17 protein-coding genes and 2 tRNA genes are annotated in these 23,257 nt (G+C 41.6%); 15 read left to right on the top strand and 4 right to left on the bottom strand.

Going from position 1 to position 23,257, the window contains the following annotated elements:
- Window positions 1-23 precede the first annotated feature (23 nt).
- From feoB to POV26_RS01510, 3 genes are all read right to left on the bottom strand, one after another.
- Complete coding sequence (gene feoB, locus POV26_RS01520) at window positions 24-2,123, bottom strand: ferrous iron transport protein B (protein WP_272854729.1); 2,100 nt, start codon at window positions 2,121-2,123, stop codon at window positions 24-26.
- 38 nt (window positions 2,124-2,161) lie between these two features.
- The gene (locus tag POV26_RS01515; RefSeq protein WP_272854728.1) at window positions 2,162-2,389 is read right to left on the bottom strand and encodes a FeoA family protein; all 228 of its coding nucleotides are present in this window, start codon (window positions 2,387-2,389) and stop codon (window positions 2,162-2,164) included.
- A 108-nt stretch (window positions 2,390-2,497) separates the two neighbouring features.
- On the bottom strand, window positions 2,498-3,163 hold the full coding sequence (locus tag POV26_RS01510) for an SCO family protein (RefSeq protein WP_272854727.1): 666 nt from the start codon (window positions 3,161-3,163) through the stop codon (window positions 2,498-2,500).
- A 182-nt stretch (window positions 3,164-3,345) separates the two neighbouring features.
- Between POV26_RS01510 and POV26_RS01505 the strand changes: the two genes are divergently transcribed.
- The 13 genes from POV26_RS01505 to POV26_RS01445 all read left to right on the top strand — a co-directional run bounded on the left by POV26_RS01505 (window position 3,346) and on the right by POV26_RS01445 (window position 19,316).
- The gene (locus tag POV26_RS01505) at window positions 3,346-5,277 is read left to right on the top strand and encodes a M1 family metallopeptidase (protein ID WP_272854726.1); all 1,932 of its coding nucleotides are present in this window, start codon (window positions 3,346-3,348) and stop codon (window positions 5,275-5,277) included.
- 336 nt (window positions 5,278-5,613) lie between these two features.
- A complete protein-coding gene (gene rseP / locus POV26_RS01500; protein WP_272854725.1) occupies window positions 5,614-6,945 on the top strand; it encodes an RIP metalloprotease RseP in 1,332 nt (443 codons plus the stop codon).
- 302 nt (window positions 6,946-7,247) lie between these two features.
- On the top strand, window positions 7,248-7,835 hold the full coding sequence (locus tag POV26_RS01495; protein WP_272854724.1) for an RNA polymerase sigma factor: 588 nt from the start codon (window positions 7,248-7,250) through the stop codon (window positions 7,833-7,835).
- Window positions 7,822-8,556, top strand: a complete 735-nt coding sequence (locus POV26_RS01490) for a tetratricopeptide repeat protein (protein WP_272854723.1) — start codon at window positions 7,822-7,824, stop codon at window positions 8,554-8,556. The genes POV26_RS01495 and POV26_RS01490 overlap by 14 nt, the downstream gene beginning before the upstream one ends.
- 112 nt (window positions 8,557-8,668) lie before the next feature.
- Window positions 8,669-8,742 (top strand) — tRNA-Asn (locus POV26_RS01485).
- 123 nt (window positions 8,743-8,865) lie between these two features.
- On the top strand, window positions 8,866-10,320 hold the full coding sequence (locus POV26_RS01480; RefSeq protein WP_272854722.1) for a class I SAM-dependent DNA methyltransferase: 1,455 nt from the start codon (window positions 8,866-8,868) through the stop codon (window positions 10,318-10,320).
- Complete coding sequence (locus tag POV26_RS01475; protein WP_272854721.1) at window positions 10,317-10,724, top strand: ORF6N domain-containing protein; 408 nt, start codon at window positions 10,317-10,319, stop codon at window positions 10,722-10,724. The genes POV26_RS01480 and POV26_RS01475 overlap by 4 nt, the downstream gene beginning before the upstream one ends.
- A complete protein-coding gene (locus POV26_RS01470) occupies window positions 10,721-11,821 on the top strand; it encodes a restriction endonuclease subunit S (protein WP_272854720.1) in 1,101 nt (366 codons plus the stop codon). The genes POV26_RS01475 and POV26_RS01470 overlap by 4 nt, the downstream gene beginning before the upstream one ends.
- Window positions 11,818-13,263: an RNA-binding domain-containing protein gene (locus tag POV26_RS01465; RefSeq protein ID WP_272854719.1), complete on the top strand. Its 1,446-nt coding sequence runs from the start codon at window positions 11,818-11,820 to the stop codon at window positions 13,261-13,263. The genes POV26_RS01470 and POV26_RS01465 overlap by 4 nt, the downstream gene beginning before the upstream one ends.
- A 162-nt stretch (window positions 13,264-13,425) precedes the next feature.
- A complete protein-coding gene (gene hsdR, locus POV26_RS01460; RefSeq protein WP_272854718.1) occupies window positions 13,426-15,804 on the top strand; it encodes an EcoAI/FtnUII family type I restriction enzme subunit R in 2,379 nt (792 codons plus the stop codon).
- 210 nt (window positions 15,805-16,014) lie between these two features.
- Complete coding sequence (locus tag POV26_RS01455) at window positions 16,015-17,289, top strand: ribonucleotide-diphosphate reductase subunit beta (protein WP_272854717.1); 1,275 nt, start codon at window positions 16,015-16,017, stop codon at window positions 17,287-17,289.
- Entirely contained in the window at window positions 17,290-19,080 is a 1,791-nt protein-coding gene (locus tag POV26_RS01450; protein WP_272854716.1) for a ribonucleoside-diphosphate reductase subunit alpha, read from the top strand. It abuts the gene before it with no gap.
- Window positions 19,081-19,244: 164 nt separating this feature from the next.
- Window positions 19,245-19,316 (top strand) — tRNA-Arg (locus tag POV26_RS01445).
- Between the two features lie 131 nt (window positions 19,317-19,447).
- Here the strand turns inward: POV26_RS01445 and POV26_RS01440 are convergent.
- Window positions 19,448-20,395, bottom strand: coding sequence for an NAD-dependent epimerase/dehydratase family protein (locus POV26_RS01440; protein WP_272854715.1), 948 nt, complete (start codon window positions 20,393-20,395; stop codon window positions 19,448-19,450).
- 101 nt (window positions 20,396-20,496) lie between these two features.
- Between POV26_RS01440 and POV26_RS01435 the strand changes: the two genes are divergently transcribed.
- The gene (locus tag POV26_RS01435; RefSeq protein WP_272854714.1) at window positions 20,497-21,105 is read left to right on the top strand and encodes a hypothetical protein; all 609 of its coding nucleotides are present in this window, start codon (window positions 20,497-20,499) and stop codon (window positions 21,103-21,105) included.
- A 75-nt stretch (window positions 21,106-21,180) separates the two neighbouring features.
- Window positions 21,181-23,247 carry a M13 family metallopeptidase gene (locus POV26_RS01430; protein ID WP_272854713.1) on the top strand — a complete coding sequence of 689 codons (2,067 nt, stop codon included), beginning with the start codon at window positions 21,181-21,183 and terminating at the stop codon, window positions 23,245-23,247.
- Window positions 23,248-23,257 lie beyond the last annotated feature (10 nt).

The following is a 23,257-nucleotide window of genomic DNA, read 5'->3' as shown; positions in this document are numbered from 1 at the left end:
CGGAAGGGGCAAATCCTTTAAAATTATTTCAAAAGTTGATAGGCCACCAAAGCAACCACATAGGCAATTGCACTCATCACGACAAGTTGCCACATGGGCCATTTCCAACTATTGGTTTCCTTTTTTACCACGGCCAAGGTACTCATACACTGCATCGCAAACGCGTAAAACAGCAATAGCGAAACCCCGCTCGCAAAGTTGAAGAGCGGCCCGCCCAAAACCGGATTTACCTCAGCGGCCATTCGGCTTTTTATGGTCTGTTCATCCTCGCTGCCTACGCTATAAATGGTAGCGAGGGTTCCCACAAATACTTCGCGCGCGGCAAAAGAGCTCACAATGGCAATCCCAATTTTCCAATCGTAGCCCAAGGGCCTTACGGCAGGTTCAATGGCGTGCCCCACATGGCCAATATAGGAGTGTTCCAATTTATAGGAATCCACATGCATCGCAATTTCTTCCTCAGAAAGATTCTGCGAGGCGTATTCCTTTTTAATAATTTCTTCCGCATTGTTGAAATCGCCCGGGCCATACGAGGCCAAGACCCAGAGAATAATTGAAATTGCAAGTATTATTTTTCCCGCCCCAAAGACGAAAGCTTTTGTTTTTTCAACAACGGTAATCAATACGTTTTTTGGAAGTGGAAGTTTGTAATTGGGCATTTCGACCACAAAAAAACTTTTGGAACGTATTTTAAGTATTTTATCCAGCAGATAGGCCGAAAAAATAGCCGCGCCAAAGCCCAATATGTACATAAACATGAGCGTAAGCCCCTGCAAACTAAAAATACCGAGCACGCGGGTGTCGGGAATTACCAACGAAATAATTATCAAATAAACCGGCAAACGCGCCGAACAGGTGGTAAAAGGCGTAACCAAAATTGTGATTAAACGCTCTTTCCAGTTTTCAATATTACGGGTTGCCATAATTGCGGGAATGGCGCAGGCAGTTCCTGCCACCAGCGGCACCACACTTTTCCCGCTGAGCCCAAAACGGCGCATAATACGGTCCATCAAAAACACTACCCGGCTCATATAACCCGTTTCTTCGAGAATTGAAATGAAAAGAAAAAGAAAGGCAATCTGGGGAATAAAAATGACGATGCCGCCCAGTCCCGGAATAATTCCTTCGGCAATCAAATTGGTAAAATCGCCTGCCGGCAATGTGGTTTTGGCCCATTCGCTCAGAGAAGCGAAAGTGCGGTCAATAAAATCCATGGGGTAACTGCTCCAGTCAAAAATTGCCTGAAAGATCAAAAGTAGAATGGCAAAGAAAATTACGTACCCCCACACTTTGTGCGTCAAAACCCTATCCAAACGGCTTCTTAAATCCTTTGCGTTTGCCGTATCTATGTGAAGTGTTTCCTTTAAAGTTTCATTGATAAACTGATAGCGCGCCACGGTTTCCTTTTGCTGGAGCCGTTTCAGATTGCTCACGGATTCCGTTTGAAAAGAGGCCACGCCTTTCAGCTCATTTCGGTCCAGTTTCCCAAAATTCACGTCTTGCGTAATTACCAGCCAAAGTTTGTAAAGATCTTGGTTTGGGAAGGCTTTCCGCAAGCGGTCAAAATATTCCGGGGAAATGCTGGAAGCGTTTAAACTGGGTTTTGTGGAAAGGTGCTTGTAATCTTCAATCAATTCCTTTAAATAATCAAAACCCAAGTTTTTCCGTGAACTGATGAGGGCAATTTTTGTCTTTAATTTTTCTTCAAGCAAAGGCACGTTCAGCGAAATGGCTTTCCGCTTCATCCTGTCGGACATATTTATCGCGAGAATCGTGGGTATCCCCAAATCCTTTATCTGTGTGAAGAGCAGCAGGTTTCGCTTTAGATTTTCCACATCGGCAACCACCACGGCAACGTCGGGAAAATCTTTGTCGTTTTTATTCAGAAGCAGTTCTATAACCACATTTTCATCGACCGAAGAAGCGTTCAAACTGTAGGTTCCCGGCAAATCGAGGACGTGAACTTTGCAGGCCCGGCCAAATTTGCAGGTGCCCTGTTTTTTTTCAACCGTGATTCCGGGATAGTTTCCCACTTTTTGGTTCAGCCCCGTAAGTCTATTAAAAACTGAGGTTTTTCCAGTGTTTGGGTTTCCAATAAGTGCAACATTTATGTGTTTTGCCATATTTTGGCTCCGCTCTATAAATAGCAGATTGTATTATTTTAGTATATCAATTCAATTTCAATCATACTGGCCGTTTCCTTTCTGATGGCAAGGTGGCTGCCATTGATGTTTAGGTACAACGGATCGTTGAATGGCGCTATTTGCACCAACGAAACCTCGTTGCCCGGAAGACAGCCCATCTCCAAAAGCTTTAGGGGGACAACATCTACTGAAAATTCCTTGATAATGCCGCGCTGCCCTTTTTTTAATGAAGCGATTGTAATCATCTTTTATTTAGATTGATTTTAAACAAGGCAAAAGTAAAGGAAAAAAAGGACGTGGGAAAAGACCTTATAGGATTTTTCGCCTGTGGTGAAGAATTATGTTTACGGCAGTTAATTTTCCTTTTTCAGAATTTTGATGTCTTCCAATAGCTTTTCAATAGCTTCAGAGTCGGTGCCATCATAAAACCCGCGAATGCGCTTCTTTTTATCAACGAGCACAAAGTTTTCGGTGTGTACCAGATCATTGTCGGAATACGGAATATCCTTCGCGGCGAGATAGGATTTTCGCGCCAGATCGTAAATTTCCTTTTTATCGCCCGTAACCAAGTTCCATTTTGCATCGTTTACGCCTTTTTCCAAGGCGTACTTTTTAAGCTGGGCAACGCTATCTATTTCTGGGGTAACGGTATGCGAAAGCAGCATAACTTCATCATCATTTTTCAGTTTTTCCTGTATTTCCACCATATGGTCGGTCATAATCGGGCAAATGGTCTGGCAGGTGGTGAAGAAAAAATCCGCAACATAGATTTTGTCTTTATAATCGTCTTGGGTAATTGTTTTTCCGTTTTGGTTGGTCAAGCTAAAATCTGCAATAGTGTGGTACTTTTTCACATATTGAAGGGTGGTATCTACCAATTCCGTTGAAACATCGGCAGGTTGATAGACCTTCAACACTTTTTTGGGTATCATTATTTGGTAAATGATTGTAATAATGATAGTTGAAAGGATAAGAAAGAAAACCGCAAAGAATTTATATTTCTTGAAAAAAGTAAGCATCGTGTTAAATTTTAGACTGAAGGCACATATTAGGGCGCAAAAATAAGTGCTAATTCTATCAAAATGAATACTTTTAACATCCTTATTTCACGTTGAAATGGACTCTTCGATTTCCTCTTAAAAAATCTTCCGAAATCGACCCGTTAATTTCAGCAACGTATAATCAAAACAAGCATTTTACAATGAAAACATTACTACTCCCCTTTTTATTTTTAATCTCCCTTTTTTCCTTTTCCCAAAATTTTAGAACTGACGACATCAGCGAAGCAGAAGCCAAAGCCGCAACGGGTTTGTTTACTACCCAGCGCAATATGAATACCGGCAATTACGACATACAATACGCGCGCTTGGAATTGACCGTAGATCCCACGCAACCCTTCATCAGCGGAACAATTACTTCCCATTTTGAAGCGAAGGAAAATATGAGCACGATTACTTTTGAACTTGTGGACAATATGACCGTATCCCAGGTCCTCCAACGCGGCACTCCGCTTTCCTTCACACAAAACAGCAATGACGAAGTTGTAATCACGCTGCCACAGATGCAAAATCAGGGTGTTTTAGATTCGCTTTCGGTGAGCTATTCCGGAAACCCGATAAGTTCAGGTTTTGGTTCTTTTGAAATAGATACCCACAACGGAGACCCCGTTATGTGGACGCTTTCGGAGCCTTTTGGCGCAAAAGCCTGGTGGCCTTGCAAACAAGATTTGATAGATAAAATTGATTTGCTGGATGTATATATTACCACGCCGCGTTTCAATCCTAGCAATGAAGAGTATGTTGCGGTTTCCAATGGTTTGGAATTGGGCCAAACAATAAATGGCAATAACAAAACGACCCATTATATGCACCAACACCCCATTCCCGCCTATTTGGTGGCGATTGCGGTAACCAACTATACCGTGTATTCGCATACGGTCGCAAACAACGGAAACCCTTTTGATATTATAAACTACATATATCCCGAAGATCTGGCCTATGCGCAACAACGCACTCCGATTACGGTGGATATTATGAATTTATACGCAGGTCTTTTTGAGCCCTATCCGTATGCCGATGAAAAATACGGCCATGCCCAGTTTGGCTGGGGCGGCGGTATGGAGCACACTACCGTTTCGTTTATGGGCGGGCTGAGCCGTGGACTTATTGCCCATGAGCTCGGCCACCAATGGTTTGGCGACAAGGTTACCTGCGGAAGTTGGCAGGATATATGGCTCAATGAAGGCTTTGCCACCTATTTGGCCGGAATGGTAATAGAGAATTTGGATGGCGAGGCAGCTTTTAGAAGTTGGAAACAGGACCAGATTTCTTCCGTTACCCAAGAGACTGGCGGCTCTGTATATATTCCCGCACAGGACACAACCTCCGTAAATAGAATTTTCAGCAGCAGGCTTACCTATAACAAAGGCTCCATGGTGGTGCATATGCTTCGGAAAAAACTGGGCGATGCCGTTTTCTTTCAGGGCTTAAAAGATTATTTGGCCGATCCGGCGCTCGCCTATGGCTATGCAAAAACCCCGGACCTCATCAGAAATATGGAAAATGCCAGCGGCGAGGACCTTTCGGAATTTTTTGACGATTGGATTTATGGGGAAGGCTACCCGCGTTTTACCATTACCTGGAACCAAGCGACTGCCGGAAGCCTGAATGTGAGAATATCGCAGGCCCAGAGCAATCCTTCCGTATCGTTTTTTGAAGTGCCCGTTCCCTTGAGACTTCACGGAACACAGGGTGAAACACTGGATATTGTTTTGGACAACACCTTTGATGGCCAGACTTTTCAACCTGCGGTTCCCTTTACCGTAAACGGCGTTCAGTTTGATCCAGAGCACGATATTATCTCAAAAAACAATCAAGTTATTCTGGGCACAGACGATTTGGCATATGACCAGCAGTTGGTTTTATATCCAAATCCAGCTTCGGGCCTTATCAATCTTCACAAACCAGCTGCATTGCAGGTGAACCAAGTTCGCATATACAACGCTTTGGGGCAAATGCTTTATTCCGAAGCCTATTCAGAAACCATTGATGTCTCAAAGTTTTCAAAGGGTATTCTGTTCTTTCAAATGGAAACTGCACAGGGAGTCATCAATAAAACGATTGTGAAGGAATAATTTTTATACAAATGCTTTCCCGGTCCTAAAGGGAGCCATCAGAGCAATACACTTTAGGGGCCGGGGGTAAAACTGAAACAATCCCCAGCTCTAAAGGGCTTTCGAAGGTTGCTCCCCTTTAGGGGTTTGGGGTGAATGTGGCAAATAATCTTCACTATAAATCACAAATAAGCGGGAACACAGCCGCTTATTTTTTTTGCAAGCTCTAAAAGGTTACTTTTGTGCGATTTTTTGCTGAAAACCGCCATATTGGCAAGCAAGGTCATTTTAGGCTCGATTTTGGTAACGGGTGATTAAAAATTGAGACTATTTATTAAAACATCTATATAAAAAACTATGAGTCCATTCGCTGTTAAAGCTATACAACTTCTTTTAAGTCTTTCATTACTTATCGTGCTGCACGAGCTGGGACATTTTATTCCCGCCAAACTTTTTAAGACCCGTGTCGAGAAATTCTATCTTTTCTTTGATGTGAAATTTTCGCTTTTCAAAAAGAAAATAGGCGAAACCGTTTACGGAATAGGTTGGTTGCCTTTGGGCGGTTACGTGAAAATTTCGGGAATGATAGACGAGAGCATGGACAAGGAACAAATGGCGCAGCCGCCGCAACCGTGGGAATTCCGAAGCAAACCGGCTTGGCAACGATTGATAATTATGCTTGGTGGGGTTACGGTAAATATTATTGTGGGGTTTGTAATTTATATGGGGATTCTCTACTTCTACGGAAGAAATATAACTACCAATGAAGACATTCCACAAGGTTTTGCGGTAACCCAACAATTTAAGGATTACGGTTTTCGCGATGGCGACCACATCTTGTCCGTAAATGGCGAACCGTTAGAAGATGTGATGGAAATTAACCGGTATATGTTTCTGCGCGATGTTTCAAAAGTTGAGGTAAAGCACGACGACGGTACCGTTGAAACCATTTCAGTACCCGAAGATGCTGGCACCAAAATGTTCCAGAACGACACACATTTTCCTTTCATCCCTCGGCAATCGGCAACTATTGACACCTTAATCCCCGATTATCCTGCCATTGAAGCCGGCTTTCAAAAAGGCGATAAAATTATTGCCGTTAATGGGCAACCGGTACAGTACTACAACGATTTTCAAAATCTAGTAAGTTCCGAAGCAAACACGGAATACACAATAGTTGTAGCGCGCGGAAACCAGCAAGACACCCTAAGAGTTACCACTAACGAGGATGGAAAAATTGGGGTGAATACATTTGGGAAGGACATTATTTCACAATTGGGCAAAACCAAAATAAAATATTCTCTGGGCGAGAGCATCGTGGGTGGTTTTGGCTATGGCTATAATACGTTGAAAGATTACGTAAAACAGTTTAAGTATGTATTTACCTCCAAGGGCGCAACACAAGTGGGCGGGTTTGGCGCCATCGGCAACCTATTCCCCGATGCTTGGGACTGGCAGAGCTTTTGGGCCACCACGGCCTTGATTTCCATCATTTTGGCATTTATGAACATTCTGCCCATTCCCGCTTTGGACGGCGGCCACGTAATGTTTCTTTTATATGAAATCGTTACGGGCCGAAAGCCCGGCGATAAATTTATGGAGTACGCCCAGATGGTCGGCTTCTTTATTTTGATAGCCTTGGTGCTCTTTGCCAACGTAAACGATATCTATCGTTGGCTGTTCGAATAAAGCTTGCGCCTTGTTTTTCTTTTTCCCTCTCCAAAAGGTGGGAAAAACCCGTAAAGATTACCATTATCAAAAAATACTTCGGAACAACAGCCGGGGTATTTTTTTTGAAATCTTTGATGACATTTCCATTCCGTTCGCGATGTATTTAAAATGGCAAAGTTGAATTTTTCGGCTTTTGGACAATAAAATAGGCAGTGGATCGGTTCCTTTAAACGAAAAAAAATATCCACTTAGCTTAAGTTGGCCAAAAATTTTAAAACGATTGCAGATAAATTGTATCTTTCTGTATTGTTTTAAAACAAATGCAAGAAACCAATAACCAAAAATTAAAGGATTTGCCATTAAACAGGACGGCAGTGCTCATTAAGCAAAATGACGCCGCCACATTAAAAGAATTATATAAAACAAACTTTGCGAAAGTGAAGCGCTACGTTCTTAAAAACAGCGGCGATGAACAACAGGCAAAGGATGTGTATCAAGAAGCATTTGTGGCAATGTGGCGAAATGTTAAAGACGATAAATTTTCTGCTGAGAGCGAGACCGCCATCAACGGCTATCTTTTTAAGATTGCAAAATATAAATGGCTGGATCACGTGCGCTCGGTGAAATATAAAAACACAACCTTCATAAATCGTGAAATAGAATATGACGAACCCGACACAGATGAAACCGAAGCGCAAAACAGAAAGATCAAGCTAATTATGGAATCCATAAACCAACTTGGCGAGCGTTGCCAGTTGTTGCTGAAACTCTTTTATTTTGAACGGAAATCCTTTAAAGAAATCGCAGAGATCTTGGTTATGGACGAAGCCTCGGCCCGCAACGCAAAATATCGATGCCAGGAACAATTAAAAAAAATGACCCAAATTATCCCCCATGGACCCAAATAACAACATACAAGACAATCGGGAAACCCAAGAGCTTATAGATGCTTACTTGCTGGATACTCTAGATCCGGAGGCCCAAGCAGATTTTAAGGAACGAATGAAACTATACCCAGAGTTTCGTGCCATGGTTGAGGAGCAGAAAACCTTGATTAGAGGTGTGGAAGAACACACCCTAAAAAATTCCCTGGACAATTTTCATGCAGAAATCGTGGAGATCCCCGAAAAAAAATGGTTATCGCCCGGTTGGTTGGCACTGGCTGCCTCCTTTTTAATACTCATCTCCGTAAGTACTTGGGCTATTTTAAGCAGTGGCAATTCACCCCAAAAAGTCTTCGCGGCAAATTTTAAACCAGACCCTGGTCTCCCGACCACCATGAGCACTTCCTCAAATTATGACTTTTACTACGGAATGGTAAACTACAAACGCAAGGAATACAACGAAGCCATTTCGAGCTGGGAGACTCTTTATGCTGCCAATCCAGAGAACGATACCGTGGTTTATTTTTTGGGGGTCGCAAATTTGGCAAATGGCAACGCCCGCCAAGCAAAAAAATATCTGCAATCCGCAAAGGAAAAACCCGAAGGTGCTTTTTATGAAGACGCGCTATACTATTTAGCTTTGGCCCTTTTAAAGGAAAACAAAATAAAGGAAGCCGAACAAGTGCTATCCAAAAGTACTTCCCCGGCCAGTATAGTACTGCTTAAAGAAATAAAATCATTATAGTCTTTCCTGAATTTTCTTATTTCCCAAGCATAAAAAACAAATTCAATAAAGTTTTATTTTTTATTTTGAAGGAATCAAAAAATAGGTATATTTGCAACCGCTAACGCAAAATTCCTCCTTAGCTCAGTTGGTTAGAGCATCTGACTGTTAATCAGAGGGTCCTTGGTTCGAGCCCAAGAGGAGGAGCTTAGTTAGAGAAAGCCTTTACAGCAATGTAGAGGCTTTTGTGTTTTTGGTTCTTTTTCAAGCCATCTTTCCTTATTCAAAACCTCAAAATTTCTATATCTTTAAAACCTTAAAACAAACTCAATGTTCGAGCAAACATTCAAAAATATTGATGACCTCCTCTTCAAGGATGCAGGGGCAGATAGTGAACTGGATTACATAGGGCAAACCTCGTGGATCATGTTCTTGCGCTACTTGGACGATTTAGAAAAAGACAAAGCCGATGAAGCCGCACTTCAGGGCAATGAATACAGTTTTATATTGGATGAAAAATTTCGGTGGAACAACTGGGCAATGCCCAAGGATGCCCAGGGCAATTTGGACCACCATATCGCTCTAACCGGTACTGACCTAATACAGTTTGTGGACGGCGAACTATACCCGTATATGGCAAGCTTTAAACAGAAAGCTGATAACCCGCAGACCATAGAATACAAAATAGGCGAAATTTTCTCTGAGCTTAAAAATAAAATCCAAAGCGGGTACATTCTACGCGAGATTTTGGGCTATGTGGACGAGTTGCCGTTCCGAAGTACAAAGGACAAGCACCAACTTAGCCATCTGTACGAAACCAAGATTAAAAATATGGGCAATGCCGGCCGCAATGGCGGGCAATACTACACCCCAAGGCCACTTATTAGGGCGATGATTGAAGTAGTAAACCCACAAATGGGGGAAAAGATATACGATGCCGCCGCGGGCTCCTGTGGTTTCCTGTGCGAGGCTTACGACTATATGTACAAACGTATGGACAAGACCACGAGCAACCTAAAGACCCTGCAGGAAGACACCTTTTACGGCAAGGAAAAAAAGAACCTCGCCTACGTAATAGGCATTATGAATATGATCCTCCATGGCATTGAAGCCCCAAACATCATCCACACCAATACGCTGGGCGAAAACATTCGCGACATACAGGAAAAGAACCGATACAACGTAATCCTTGCAAATCCACCTTTTGGCGGAAAGGAACGCAAGGAAGTACAACAGAATTTTGACATTAAAACCGGCGAAACAGCCTTTTTGTTTTTACAACATTTTCTAAAAAGCCTAAAAACAGGCGGTCGCGCTGCAATCGTAATTAAAAACACTTTTTTGAGCAATACCGATAATGCCTCCATTGCCCTGCGCAAGCAATTGCTGGAAAGCTGCAACCTACATACAATCTTGGACATGCCAAGCGGCACGTTCTTGGGCGCGGGCGTAAAAACGGTCGTGCTGTTTTTCCAAAAGGGAGAGCCCACTAAAAATATATGGTACTACCAATTGGACCCGGGCAGAAATATGGGCAAGACCAACCCGTTAAATGATGATGATTTAAAGGAATTTGTAAGCCTACAAGCCACAAAGCCGGAAACGGAAAAATCGTGGAATATTAAAGTGGCGGAAATAGCTGAAACCACTTTTGATTTAAGCGTAAAAAACCCAAACACCCCCGAAGAAGCACCCTTGCGAAGCCCAGAAACTATTTTGGCCGAAATGCAACGCTTGGATAGGGAAACCAGTACCCTGTTAGAATCTGTTAAGGAGTTGATATGAGCGGGAAAGATGAAATAACGCCTGTTTTAATTGAAAATAGAATCTTTACTTGCCGGGGCGAACAGATAATGACGGATTATCATCTGGCCGAACTATATAATGTGAAAACCAAAAGGCTAAATGAACAGGTAAAGAGAAACAATAAGCGTTTCCCTTCTTCATTTATGTTTCAACTTGCTACAACAGAGTGGGATAATTTGCAGTCGCAAATGGCGACCGCAAAAAGAAGAACGTTACCTTATGTCTTCACCGAACAAGATGTTAGTATGTTATCAGCAGTATTAAAAAGTGATATAGCCATTGCCGTAAGCATCCAAATTATGAACGCCTTTGTACAGATGCGAAAAACAATAGGCAACCATCAGCAATTGCTGCAATTATCCAAAGACTTTACAATAATATGAGAGAGAGTTGGAAAATTCAAGATTTAGGAAATGTGTGTGATATACTCGATAATAAAAGAAAGCCTATAACAAAAAAAGATAGGATTGAGGGTGACTATCCATATTATGGAGCAACAGGCATTTTAAGTTATGTAAAAAATTATCTGTTTGATGAGCAACTCGTATTGCTTGGTGAAGATGGAGCTAAATGGGAATCTGGAGATAAGAGCGCATTCATTATTAATGGGAAAACTTGGGTTAATAATCACGCCCACGTTTTGAGACCAAAAAGAGAAATCTTAAATGATCATTGGTTAATTTATAATTTAAATTTTCAGAACTTATTACCTTTTGTATCCGGGATGACTGTTCCCAAATTGAACCAAGGGAATATGCGAAAAATCCAAATCCCAATCCCACCTCTCCAAGAACAACACCAAATAGTAGCCATTTTAGACCAGGCCTTTGCGGCAATAGACCAGGCCAAGGCCAATATTGAAAAAAACATAGAAAACGCCAAGGAGCTGTTTCAGTCTAAACTAAATGCCGTTTTTAGCCAGCGTGGCGAAGGTTGGGAGGAGCAAGAATTTGCAAACGTCATAAAATTGAAAAGTGGGCAAAACTTGACCTCAAAAAATATGGTCGAGGGCGATTATCCTGTATTTGGCGGTAATGGTATTGCAGGATATCACAATAAATACAACTTGTCTGGCAAACAAATTATTATTGGTAGAGTGGGTGCTCTCTGTGGAAACGTACGATACCTCGAACAGCCCATTTGGCTTACAGATAACGCTTTTCAAATTACAAATATGAAATACGATTTTGATTTTCAGTTTTTGACATACTTACTCAATCATAAAAATCTTCGTAGTTTAGCCCGACAAGCCGCCCAACCCGTGATTTCAAATTCTTCACTAAAAGATTTAATATTAAATTTTCCAAAAAATATAACAGCACAAATAAAAATCAGAGAAAGAATAAGTCTTTTAGAGAATGAAGTAGAGAAAATTATAATTCCTTATAATAATAAGTTAGCCGCATTAGAAGAACTCAAAAAATCCATTCTCCAAAAAGCCTTTGCGGGAGAGTTGACAAATAAAGCAGTTGAAGTATGAATGAAAAACAGTTGATAGAACTTATTAATGAGCTGGTTAAACAGCCCCACGAGAGTGAATGGGTAGAGTTTAAGCACAACTATCACGCTGTTGAGGAAATCGGCGAGCGTATCTCCGCTTTGGCCAACGGTGCTTGTATTCACAATCAAGATTTTGGTTATTTGGTTTTTGGCGTTGAAGATAAAACACACACTATTTTAGGCACCACATTTAAGCCCAAGACCCATAAAAAAGGGAATGAAGAAATTGAGCATTGGTTATCACAGCGTATCGATCCACGTATAGACTTTAATATTTTCGAATTCAATTATGATGAGAACAGGCGTATTGCTGTTTTTGTAATTCCTGCAGCACACAACAGGCCTGTTGATTTTATGAAGAATGCCTATATAAGAATAGGTAGCATAACCAGAAAGCTATCAGAATTTCCAGAAAAAGAAGCTAAAATATGGCGTAAAAAAAGCAAGCCTTTTGAAGAAGAAATAGCAAGTGATGGTTTAACCATAGCAGATATAGTAAGGCTTTTAAGTACAGAGACCTATTTTGATTTATTGAAATTGCCGTATCCAACGAATCAAGAAGGAGTAATTGAAAAGTTTGTTGAAGAAGGTCTAGTTATAAAAAATAAAGGATATGCCATCACACAGCTTGGAGCTGTCTTGTTTGCAAAAAATTTACAGGATTTCGATTCGGTTTATAGAAAAACTGTTCGAGTAATTTTATACAAAGGAAAGAACAAAGTTGAAACAGAACGTGAACAAATTGGAGGGCGGGGCTATGCATTAGGGTTTGAAGGTTTGGTAAATTGGGTAAACAGCCATTTGCCCGCCAATGAAGAAATAGGGAAAGTCTTACGTACAGAAAGTAGAATGTATCCCGAAATCGCTATAAGAGAATTAATTGCAAATGCGCTTATACATCAAGATTTCACAGTCAAAGGTTTTCCGATGATAGAAGTTTACTCAGATAGGATTGAAATCTCTAATCCAGGTATTCCATTAATAACACCCGATAGATTTATTGATGCCTATCGTTCAAGAAATGAAAAATTAGCTGATTTGATGCGTCGTTTGGGTTTTTGCGAGGAAAAAGGAAGTGGCTTAGATAAAGTAATTTATTATAATGAATTGTTTCAGCTTCCACCAATTAATGTGGAAGCAAGTGAAAATAGAACTACAGTAGCAATGTACAGCTACAAAAAGTTAAATGATTTAGATAAAAAGGAAAAAATTAGAGCCTGTTATCAACACGCTTGTTTAAAACACGTTTCCAATGAAAAAATGACAAACCAAAGTCTTCGGGAACGCTTTAAGATTGAAGCGAGAAATTACTCCATTGCATCTAGAATAATCCGCGATGCCCTTGAAGAAAACGTAATTAAAGAAGTAGATCCCACAAATAAATCAAGAAAATATGCAAGTTACATTCCTTTTTGGGCATAATCTTTATGTGATACGTTTACGTATTAAAAAGTCGAAAGGCTTCAAACGCCTTGATATACAAGGGTATTCTTATGTGACGGTTATGTGATAGTTATCAACATTTAACTACAGTTATCAACACCTATAATATGGATAAATCTTGAAAATTATTTTCATAAACAAATGAACGAAGCCCAAACCAAACACGACCTAATTACACCCGCGTTGCAAGCCGCCGGATGGGGCATTGTTGAGGGCTCGCGCTTGCGTTTGGAGTTTCCCATAACCAAAGGACGTTTAATAGGCCACGGCAAGCGCGCCAAACCCATTTTTGCAGATTATATTTTAGAGTATAAAAACCTGCGTATTGGCGTGGTAGAAGCCAAAAAAAGAGAGCTATACTATACAGACGGGTTGGGGCAAGCCAAGGATTATGCAGAACGCCTAAACATCCGTTACGCCTACGCCACCAATGGCCTGCAAATATATGGCGTAGATATGGACGAGGCCACGGAAGGCGACGTTTCAAGATTTCCCACCCCAGAGGAGTTATGGGAAATGACCTTCCCCGCCCCAAAAGAAGAATACAAAGTTGAAATTGCCGACTGGAAAGAACGTCTCTTCGCCATCCCTTTTGAAGATAGAAGCGGTACGTGGCAACCGCGCTATTACCAAGAAAACGCAATTACAAAAGTAGTAGAGGCGATTGCCGAAAAAAAGAACCGGGTTTTATTAACGCTGGCAACAGGAACAGGCAAGACCGCAATTGCCTTTCAAATTGCCTGGAAATTATTTCACGCCAAATGGAATTTAAAACGGGATGGCAGCAGAAGCCCACGCATACTTTTTTTGGCAGATAGAAACATTCTGGCAGACCAGGCCTTCAATAGTTTTAACGCTTTTGAAGAAGATGCCTTGGTACGCATTGCTCCTTCTGAAATAAGCAAGAAGAAACGGGTGCCAAAAAATGGCAATATCTTTTTTACCATATTTCAAACCTTTATGAGTGGCCCTGACGATTCGCCCTACTTTGGGGAATATCCGCCAGACTTTTTTGATTTCATCATTATAGATGAGTGTCACCGTGGAGGCAACAAAGATGAAAGCTCTTGGCGTGCCATTATGGAATATTTCAGCCCAGCGGTCCAGTTGGGATTAACGGCTACACCAAAACGTGATATTAATGGCGATACCTATAAATATTTTGGTGAACCAGTATATATCTATTCCTTAAAAGAAGGCATTAATGATGGTTTCCTAACCCCTTTTAAAGTAAAGGAAATCAGTACAACATTAGATGAATATACATATACCAATGATGATGACATAGAATTTGGAGAAGTTGAAGAAGGACGTGTATATACAGAAGCGGATTTTAATAGAATTATTGAGATTAAAGAGCGTGAAGCCTATCGTGTAAAGCTTTTTATGGAGAGTATCAACCAAACCCAAAAGACTCTGGTTTTCTGTGCTACCCAAATTCACGCTGCTGCTATTAGAGATTTAATCAATCAGTATGCTGTTAGCAAAAACCCAAATTATTGCCACAGAGTAACGGCGGACGACGGCAAGATTGGCGAAATGCACCTTCGGGACTTTCAAGACAACGAAAAGAGCATCCCTACCATACTTACTACTTCACAAAAGTTGAGCACAGGTGTAGATGCCCCAGAGCTACGCAATATCGTTTTGATGCGACCTATTAATTCAATGATAGAATTCAAACAAATTGTGGGTCGCGGCACGCGATTGTTTGACAATAAGGATTATTTCACCATTTATGATTTTGTAAAAGCCCATAAACATTTCCAAGATCCAGAATGGGACGGCGAACCTTTAGATCCCGCAGAACCCACGGAAGGCGGAAAATCCAAGCATTGTAAGGATTGCGGAGAGAAACCCTGTATTTGTGCCAAAGAACCTGACCCAATTTGCTATGCTTGCGAAAATGACCCGTGCGTTTGCGAAAAACCGCCAAGAGCCCTTATTAAAATTAGGCTCTCAGATAAAAAAGCAGTGGAAATTGATTCAATGGTAAAAACCTCTTTCTGGAATTCTGACGGAAAACCTATTTCTGCCGAGGAATTTATCAGAAGTTTATTTGGAGACATCCCCCAACTATTTAAAAGTGAGGATGAGCTACGGAAAATATGGAGCCTTCCAAGCACGCGCAGAAAACTACTTGAAGAACTGTCAGAAAAGGGATATACCACGGCGCAGTTGGAAGATTTACGAAAATTGGTACAAGGTGAAGACAGCGATCTATTTGACGTGCTCGCCTATATAGCTTACAACAAATCATTAATGCTGCGAATGCACAGAGCTGAAAAGGCAAAAATCCATTTTAATGATTACAACCCAGCCCAACAGGAATTTCTCAACTTTGTACTGGATCAATACGTAAAAACAGGCGTTGAAGAATTGGATGAAAGCAAATTGAGCAACTTATTGGTTTTAAAATACCACGCTATTACAGATGCAAAAAATGAATTGGGCAGTATTCCTGAAATCAGAAATGCATTTATCGGGTTTCAGTCGCATTTATATTCGTCTGCTATTTAATTATTAAAGATATCCGTTGGGGCCTCTTGCGCTCTTCTGCCAAAAATCCCTTACAATTCCTTTACAAACCCACCGGATCCCATTCTTTCCAGATTTTTTCAAAATTGTTGATAAACATTGGACAACAATTTTAGGCTCCCATTTAATTGTGCCGATTATATTTTAATATTTATACTTCAAATTTAATTCTAATTTTTAGTTCGCATTGCCATGGAAATTACCCACGTTATAAAAAGAGATTCAACCACAAAACCCTTTCATTTACAGAAGATTACGGACGCGATTTTAAAAGCGATGACCGCTGCAAAACAGGGTGGGACCGAAGAGGCGCAACGCATTTCCGAGAATGTTTACAAAGCACTTTTGGAAAGAAAAAGATTGGATGGAAAATATATTCCCACGGTTGAAGAGGTCCAGGATTTTGTGGAAACCAAATTGATGGAAAGCGGGTTTTTTGATGTGGCAAAGCGATACATCCTCTATCGAAATCAGCAGACCCAAAAGCGTAAGTTAAACATATTCGAAAAACGGATAAATTTAAAACCGTATGAGTATCCCGCGCTTTACGAATATGTGCCGGCCATCCGTCATTCGTATTGGATACATACCGAATTCAACTTTACAAGCGATATTCAGGATTTCAAAACCCGCCTTTCGGATGTGGAACAAAGCGCCATTAAAAACACCATGCTCGCCATTTCCCAGATTGAAGTGGCCGTAAAGAGTTTTTGGGGCGATATTTATCACAGAATGCCAAAACCAGAAATTGGCTCCGTGGGCGCAACCTTCGCGGAAAGCGAGGTGCGCCATCACGATGCCTATTCCCACCTACTCGAAATATTGGGCCTAAATGAGGAGTTTCGGAATCTGAAGAAAAAACCGGTGATCATGATGCGGGTCCACTATTTGGAAACCGCCCTTAAAAATGCCAAAAGCGACGATAATAAGGAATATGCCGAATCTATCTTGCTGTTCTCGCTCTTTATAGAGCACGTTTCCCTATTCTCCCAATTTTTGATCATTATGGCCTTTAACAAGTATAAAAATATGCTCAAAGGCATTTCGAACGTTGTAGAGGCCACTTCGAAAGAGGAGCAGATCCATGGCGATTTTGGAATTGACGTCATCAAAATAATCAAGGAAGAAAATCCAGATTGGTTTGACGAAGGCTACAACAGCATGATTCAGGAAATCTGCAGGGAAGCCTTTACGGCTGAAAGTAGAATCGTGGATTGGATTTTTGAGGATGGCGAACTTGACTTCCTGCCCAAGGCCGTCGTAAATGAATTTATAAAAAACCGCTTCAACAATTCCCTTGAAAGCATAGGGATTGAAAAAATATTTGAGATAGACGAAAGCCTTTTGGCACAGACCGAATGGTTTGACGATGAAATTATTGGCACCAAGCACGGCGATTTCTTCGTAAAACGCTCTATCAATTACAGCAAAAGAACCCAAAGTATAACCAGTGATGACCTTTTTTAAATGAACGAACAAAATCTAAACCTCGACACCCAGACTTCAAAAACAAATTCAGAGACCAACAACCTCGTAAACGCTCGAAAAGAAGCGCTACATCAAACTGGAGAAAAAGAAAAGCTTGGCTTTGAATGGCTTACCGAACACAGTCGCAACTTTTTGGCCTCAGGGTATATTGCCCCCGGCGTTAGCGCGGAAGAACGCATTCGCGAAATAGCAGACAGAGCCGAACAAATATTAGGGATTCCCGGATATTCAAACAAGTTCTACAACTATATGTCTGAAGGTTTTTTCTCTTTGGCATCACCCGTTTGGTCTAATTTCGGAAAGAAAAGAGGGCTTCCCATAAGTTGTTTTGGATCGCATATAGACGATGATATGGGGAACATTCTATACACCCAATCTGAAGTTGGCATGATGTCCAAACTTGGGGGTGGTACTTCGGGCTATTTTGGAAAAATCCGTCATCGCGGGGCTGAGGTAAAAAACAATGGGCAAGCTTCCGGTGCTGTCCACATCATGCAATTATTTGAATCCATGGTCGATGTCGTGAGCCAAGGTTCGGTTAGGCGGGGCCGTTTCTCGCCCTATTTGCCAGTGGAGCATCCAGATATTATGGAGTTTTTGGAAATCGGTACCGAAGGAAACCCAATCCAGGAGTTAACCCACGGGGTTACCGTAACCAACCAATGGATGCAGCAAATGGTAGATGGCGATGAGGAAAAGCGTGCCATCTGGGCAAAAGTGCTCCAGCGAAGAGGTGAAATGGGCTATCCGTATATCTTCTTTAAGGACAATGCCAATAATTTTGCCGCAGATGTTTATAAGGACAAAAACCTTCCTATATATGCCAGTAATCTTTGTACTGAAATAATGCTGCCATCAAATGACAATTGGTCGTTTGTCTGCGTGCTTTCCTCAGTAAACCTGTTGCATTATGACAAGTGGAAGGATACCGATGCTGTGGAAACCATGGTCTATTTCTTGGACGCCGTAATTACCGAATTTATTGAAAAATTGGAAGCATATCGCGACTCTGAAAGTAGGGAGGACCGCCAAACTTTTCTGTTTATGGAAAGGGCGTACAACTTTGCAAAAGACAACCGCGCCTTGGGGCTTGGCGTTTTGGGCTGGCATTCGCTCCTACAATCGAAAATGCTTCCGCTGGACAGTCAGAAAGCCTATGACTTGAACAGCGAGATTTTTAGGCGTATCAAGGAGAAATCCTATAAGGCCTCGGAAGAATTGGCTGAACAATTTGGCGAGCCTGAAGTGCTGAAAGGCTACGGACGGCGCAATGCTACGCTCAACGCCATTGCGCCCACAACTTCATCGGCTTTCATTTTGGGGCAAGTTTCACAGGGAATAGAGCCGATATGGTCCAATGTGTATGTGAAGGATATCGCCAAGATAAAAACCACTATCAAAAATCCATTTTTGGAGCAATTGCTTGAAGAAAAAGGGATGAACACTTTGGAGGTATGGCGAAATATTCGCGATTACGACGGCTCCGTTCAGCATCTTGACTTTTTGACCGACGAGGAAAAGGACGTTTTTAAAACCTATTCAGAAATAGATCAAATGGATTTAATTTACCAAGCTGCCAACCGTCAAAACCATATAGACCAAGGCCAGTCCGTAAATATAATTGTGCATCCTGAAATGCCCGTGAAGGAGATCAATAAAATTCACGTGACCGCGTGGAAATTAGGATTGAAATCGCTTTACTATCAACACAGTATGAATGCCGCCCAAAAGTTCGCCCAGAAAAAGGATTGTGCAAGTTGCGAGGCATAATTTTCAGTTTTAATAATAATGCTTCAAAGAGCGTCAAAAAAAATAAAAAACAGGTTCAAATATAGCTGAACCTGTTTTTTTATTTAAGATTGGTTTTAACGAGATACTATTTCAGAAAAACTTCAGACAGATGAAAAATATATAACTTTGCATCCAGTAACAACGGCCTCATAGTTCAATGGATAGAATAGAAGTTTCCTAAACTTTAGATCCAAGTTCGATTCTTGGTGAGGCTACAAATAGTCGGTAAATGGTCGTCTTTGGAAAGTAGTGAGCTAAATATTTAAGTTTAGCCAGGGTTCATTTCGGTCGTGCCTTTCTTAAGTCTTCCTATGCTACCCTCCAATCGCTACCGGCCATTAGCCCCTTAATACTTCCCCTTCAAATTTTCAAGCATTATTTCAGTCATTTCATCCAAAGAAATTTTACTTTTCCAGCCCCAGTCTTTTCTAGCTTCGCTATCGTCAATACTTTGTGGCCAGCTATCCGCAATGGCTTGCCTGAAGTCGGGTTCGTAGCTGATTTTAAATTCTGGAATGTATTTTTGAATGCTTCGGGTAATTTCCTCAGGATCAAAACTCATGGCCGAAAGATTATAGGAACTGCGAATTTTAATCTTTTCACTTTCAGCTTCCATTATGCTTACCGTAGCATTTATGGCATCGTCCATAAACATCATGGGCAGCGTTGTTTCCGCATTTAAAAAGCAGATGTATTTTTTATGTTTTAGGGCTTTGTGATAAATATCCACGGCATAATCTGTGGTTCCACCGCCGGGAAGGGTTTTGTAACTTATAAGCCCGGGGTAACGAATGCTGCGCACATCTACGCCATAGCGATTGAAGTAATATTCGCACCACCGCTCCCCCGTTTGCTTGCTGATGCCGTAAACAGTGCTGGGCTCCATAATGGTGTGCTGCGGCGTATCGGTTTTAGGGGTCGAAGGGCCAAAAACCGCAATGCTGGAAGGCCAGAATACCTTTTCAATTTTTTTGTCCTTTGCCAAATTCAACACATGAAAGAGCGAATTCATATTCAGGTTCCAGCCTTTCATCGGAAATTTTTCCGCCGTAGCTGAAAGCATTGCCGCCATCAAATACACATCCGTGATCTCGTGCCGAATTACCACTTCTTCAATCGCATTGTAATCCATGGCGTCCAAAATTTCAAAAGGGCCACTTTTCATCAACTCTTCGTCGCCCTCGCGGATGTCGCTTGCTATCACTTTGTTCTTTCCAAATTTATTGCGTAGATAAATTGTTAATTCAGTACCTATCTGCCCGCAAGCACCTATAATAAGAATCCGCTTCTTCATTTGTTTACTGTTTTCAAAAAATAAAGTGTAAAGATACATATTATCAGTTCTTTCGGTACTTAAAAATTATATGTGCCATTTATTTAATAACCAGTATCTTTGTGCCTCTTTTATTTTTTATGAAGTTTATAATTCCTCTTTTATTGAGTATCGGTTTTATTTTTTCCTGCGGAAATTCTTCCGAAGAAAACCAAAACCAATCTTCCTCAAACGACGTTTCCATAATTTTTGGCACTAAAGGTTTTGACTTTCCGCCGCTTTCCGCGCCAGCAAAGGAGCAGGCTATACATTGGGGCGTTCTGGAAGATTTCCTTTTGGAAGCAAAAAATGTCAACGGCAGCAATTACCAAGACCTTCGCAACCGTTCCGAGCTTTTAAAACAGTACTCCGATTCGCTTTTAAAAAAAATCCCCGACACCCTAAACACCAAACCCATCAACAGCAGGCTGTTGGTGCTTAAAACCCGATCGGCATTATTGTTCCAAGCTGCCCACCAAGCCACCATCGACTCTTCAAAAGTTCAAAATTCAATGGAAGAATTGAACGTTGCCGTAAAAAACCTGATCGTGCAATTGAACGAGAAATTTCAAAAGGACAATATAGATTCCCAAAGAAGGGAAGATGAAGAAACCGAACTGAAAAAACAACAGCGCTACAAAGATTCCATTATGGACTTGGAGCTCCAGGACAAAAAAAACAAGAAAGTGTAACAATCAAAGAGAAAGAGCAACTTATACTTTCAGTATAATTTTAAAACAATAAATACCTTAAACAAAAACCCTATAATGAAGACTAATTTTTTAAAACCTGTGTTGGCTTTTGCAGTAGTTGCAGTAGCCACAACCGCTTGTAAGGAAAAAACCGATGTGGCCGTAGCAGACACCGAACCACACGGAATTATCCTTGCAAACATGGACACCACTGTGAGTCCGAAAGCAGATTTTTACAACTACGTGAACGGAAACTGGATGAAAAACAACGAGATTCCGGATGATGAAACCAGTTGGGCCGGGTTCACGATTCTGCGTAAAAAAACAAGCAAGGACATGCTGAACATCTTGGAAAAAGCCAAGAAAAGCGGAAAATACGCTCCCGATACGGACCAAGCCAAAGCCTTGATGATCTATGAATCTAAGCTGGATACCGTTGCAAGGGACAAGGCCGGTATTGACCCCATAAAGCCAACGCTTGAAAAAATTGCAGCCATGAACAGCATGGAAGATTTTCAAAAATTGATGAGCGAAGATGCCGTTGCCGTTTCACAACCATTTTTGGGGCTTGCGGCTTTTTCAAACCCAAGCAATAGCGCGATGAACTCGGCTTATATTACACCTGGCGGTTTAGGCCTTCCAGACCGTGATTTTTATACCAATACTGATCCCGCTTCGGTAAAAATCCGTCAACAATATGTAGATCACATTACACGTATGCTTCAATTTCTTGGAGATACTGAAGAATCTGCCCGCCAGCAGGCCGAAACCATCCTTGCCTTTGAAACCAAACTTGCCACGCCAAGATTGGACAAGGTTGCGAGCCGCGATTTCAGAAACTTCAACAACCCACGAAGCATTGCCGAATTGCAGAATATGCTTCCACAGATTCAATGGGAAAAGGCATTTGAGCAAATGGGCATCGATAAAAAACTGGACACCGTTATCGTGATGCAGCCAAAATACATGGAAACCTTGAAGCAAATATTCGCAAAGCCAGATTTTGATACTTGGAGAACCGTAATACGCTGGTCCACCTTGAACAATTCCGCTGGAATGTTGACTACTGAAATAGATAAAGCCAATTTCGATTTTTATGAAACCACGCTGAAAGGCACCAAAAAACAAAAACCTGCTGACGAACGCGCCCTTGCAACCGTTAACGGAAGTGTAGGCGAAGCCTTGGGCAAACTGTATGTGGATGAAATGTTCCCGCCAGAGGCAAAGCAAAAAGCAGAAGCAATGATTGCAAACGTGATTGCAGCCTACAAAGACCGAATTAACGCTTTAACCTGGATGAGCGACAGCACCAAAGTGAAAGCTATTGAAAAACTTGACAAGTTCACCGTAAAAGTTGGCTATCCTGACAAGTGGAAAGATTATTCCTCCATGGAAGTGAAACCTGCCAATACCTTTTATGACAACATGATTGCCGTAAAAACTTGGAATTTTAAGGACAATCTTGATAAAATTGATGAGCCTGTAGATCGTACCGAATGGGGAATGAGCCCACAGACGGTCAATGCATATTTCAACCCGTTCAACAACGAGATCGTATTCCCGGCGGCAATCCTGCAACCGCCTTTCTACGATTACAAGGCAGATGAAGCTGTAAACTACGGGGGCATCGGCGCGGTAATCGGCCACGAGATTTCACATGCTTTTGATGACAGCGGCTCCCGTTTTGACGCCAACGGCAACCTGGTAAACTGGTGGACGGATACCGATCTTAAAAACTTCACCGAGCGTGGCGATAAACTTGCCGAGCAATACAGCAACGTAGAAGTTTTGGACAGCGTGTATATCAACGGAAAATTTACCTTGGGCGAAAACATTGGCGATCTTGGTGGCGTGCTTGGGGCCTATGACGGTTTGCAGCGTTTTTACAAGGAAAACGGACGTCCCGACAACATTGACGGTTTCACGCCAGAGCAACGGTTCTTTATGAGCTGGGCAACGGTTTGGCGCACCAAATCTCGTGATGAAGCACTTCGCAACCAAGTGAAAACAGACCCACATTCCCCGGGCATGGTTCGGGCAACGCAACCCTTGCTGAATGTTGACGCTTTTTACGAGGCTTTTGATATTAAGGAAGGCGACCCCATGTACCTTGCCCCTGAAGACAGGGTTCGTATTTGGTAGTTTTTTAAAG

It is taken from the genome of Aequorivita todarodis (genome assembly GCF_028561335.1).
Classification (GTDB): Bacteria; Bacteroidota; Bacteroidia; order Flavobacteriales; family Flavobacteriaceae; genus Aequorivita; species Aequorivita todarodis.
Note: the sequence above shows the minus strand (reverse complement) of the source record. Positions and strands in the feature narration are given on the sequence as shown.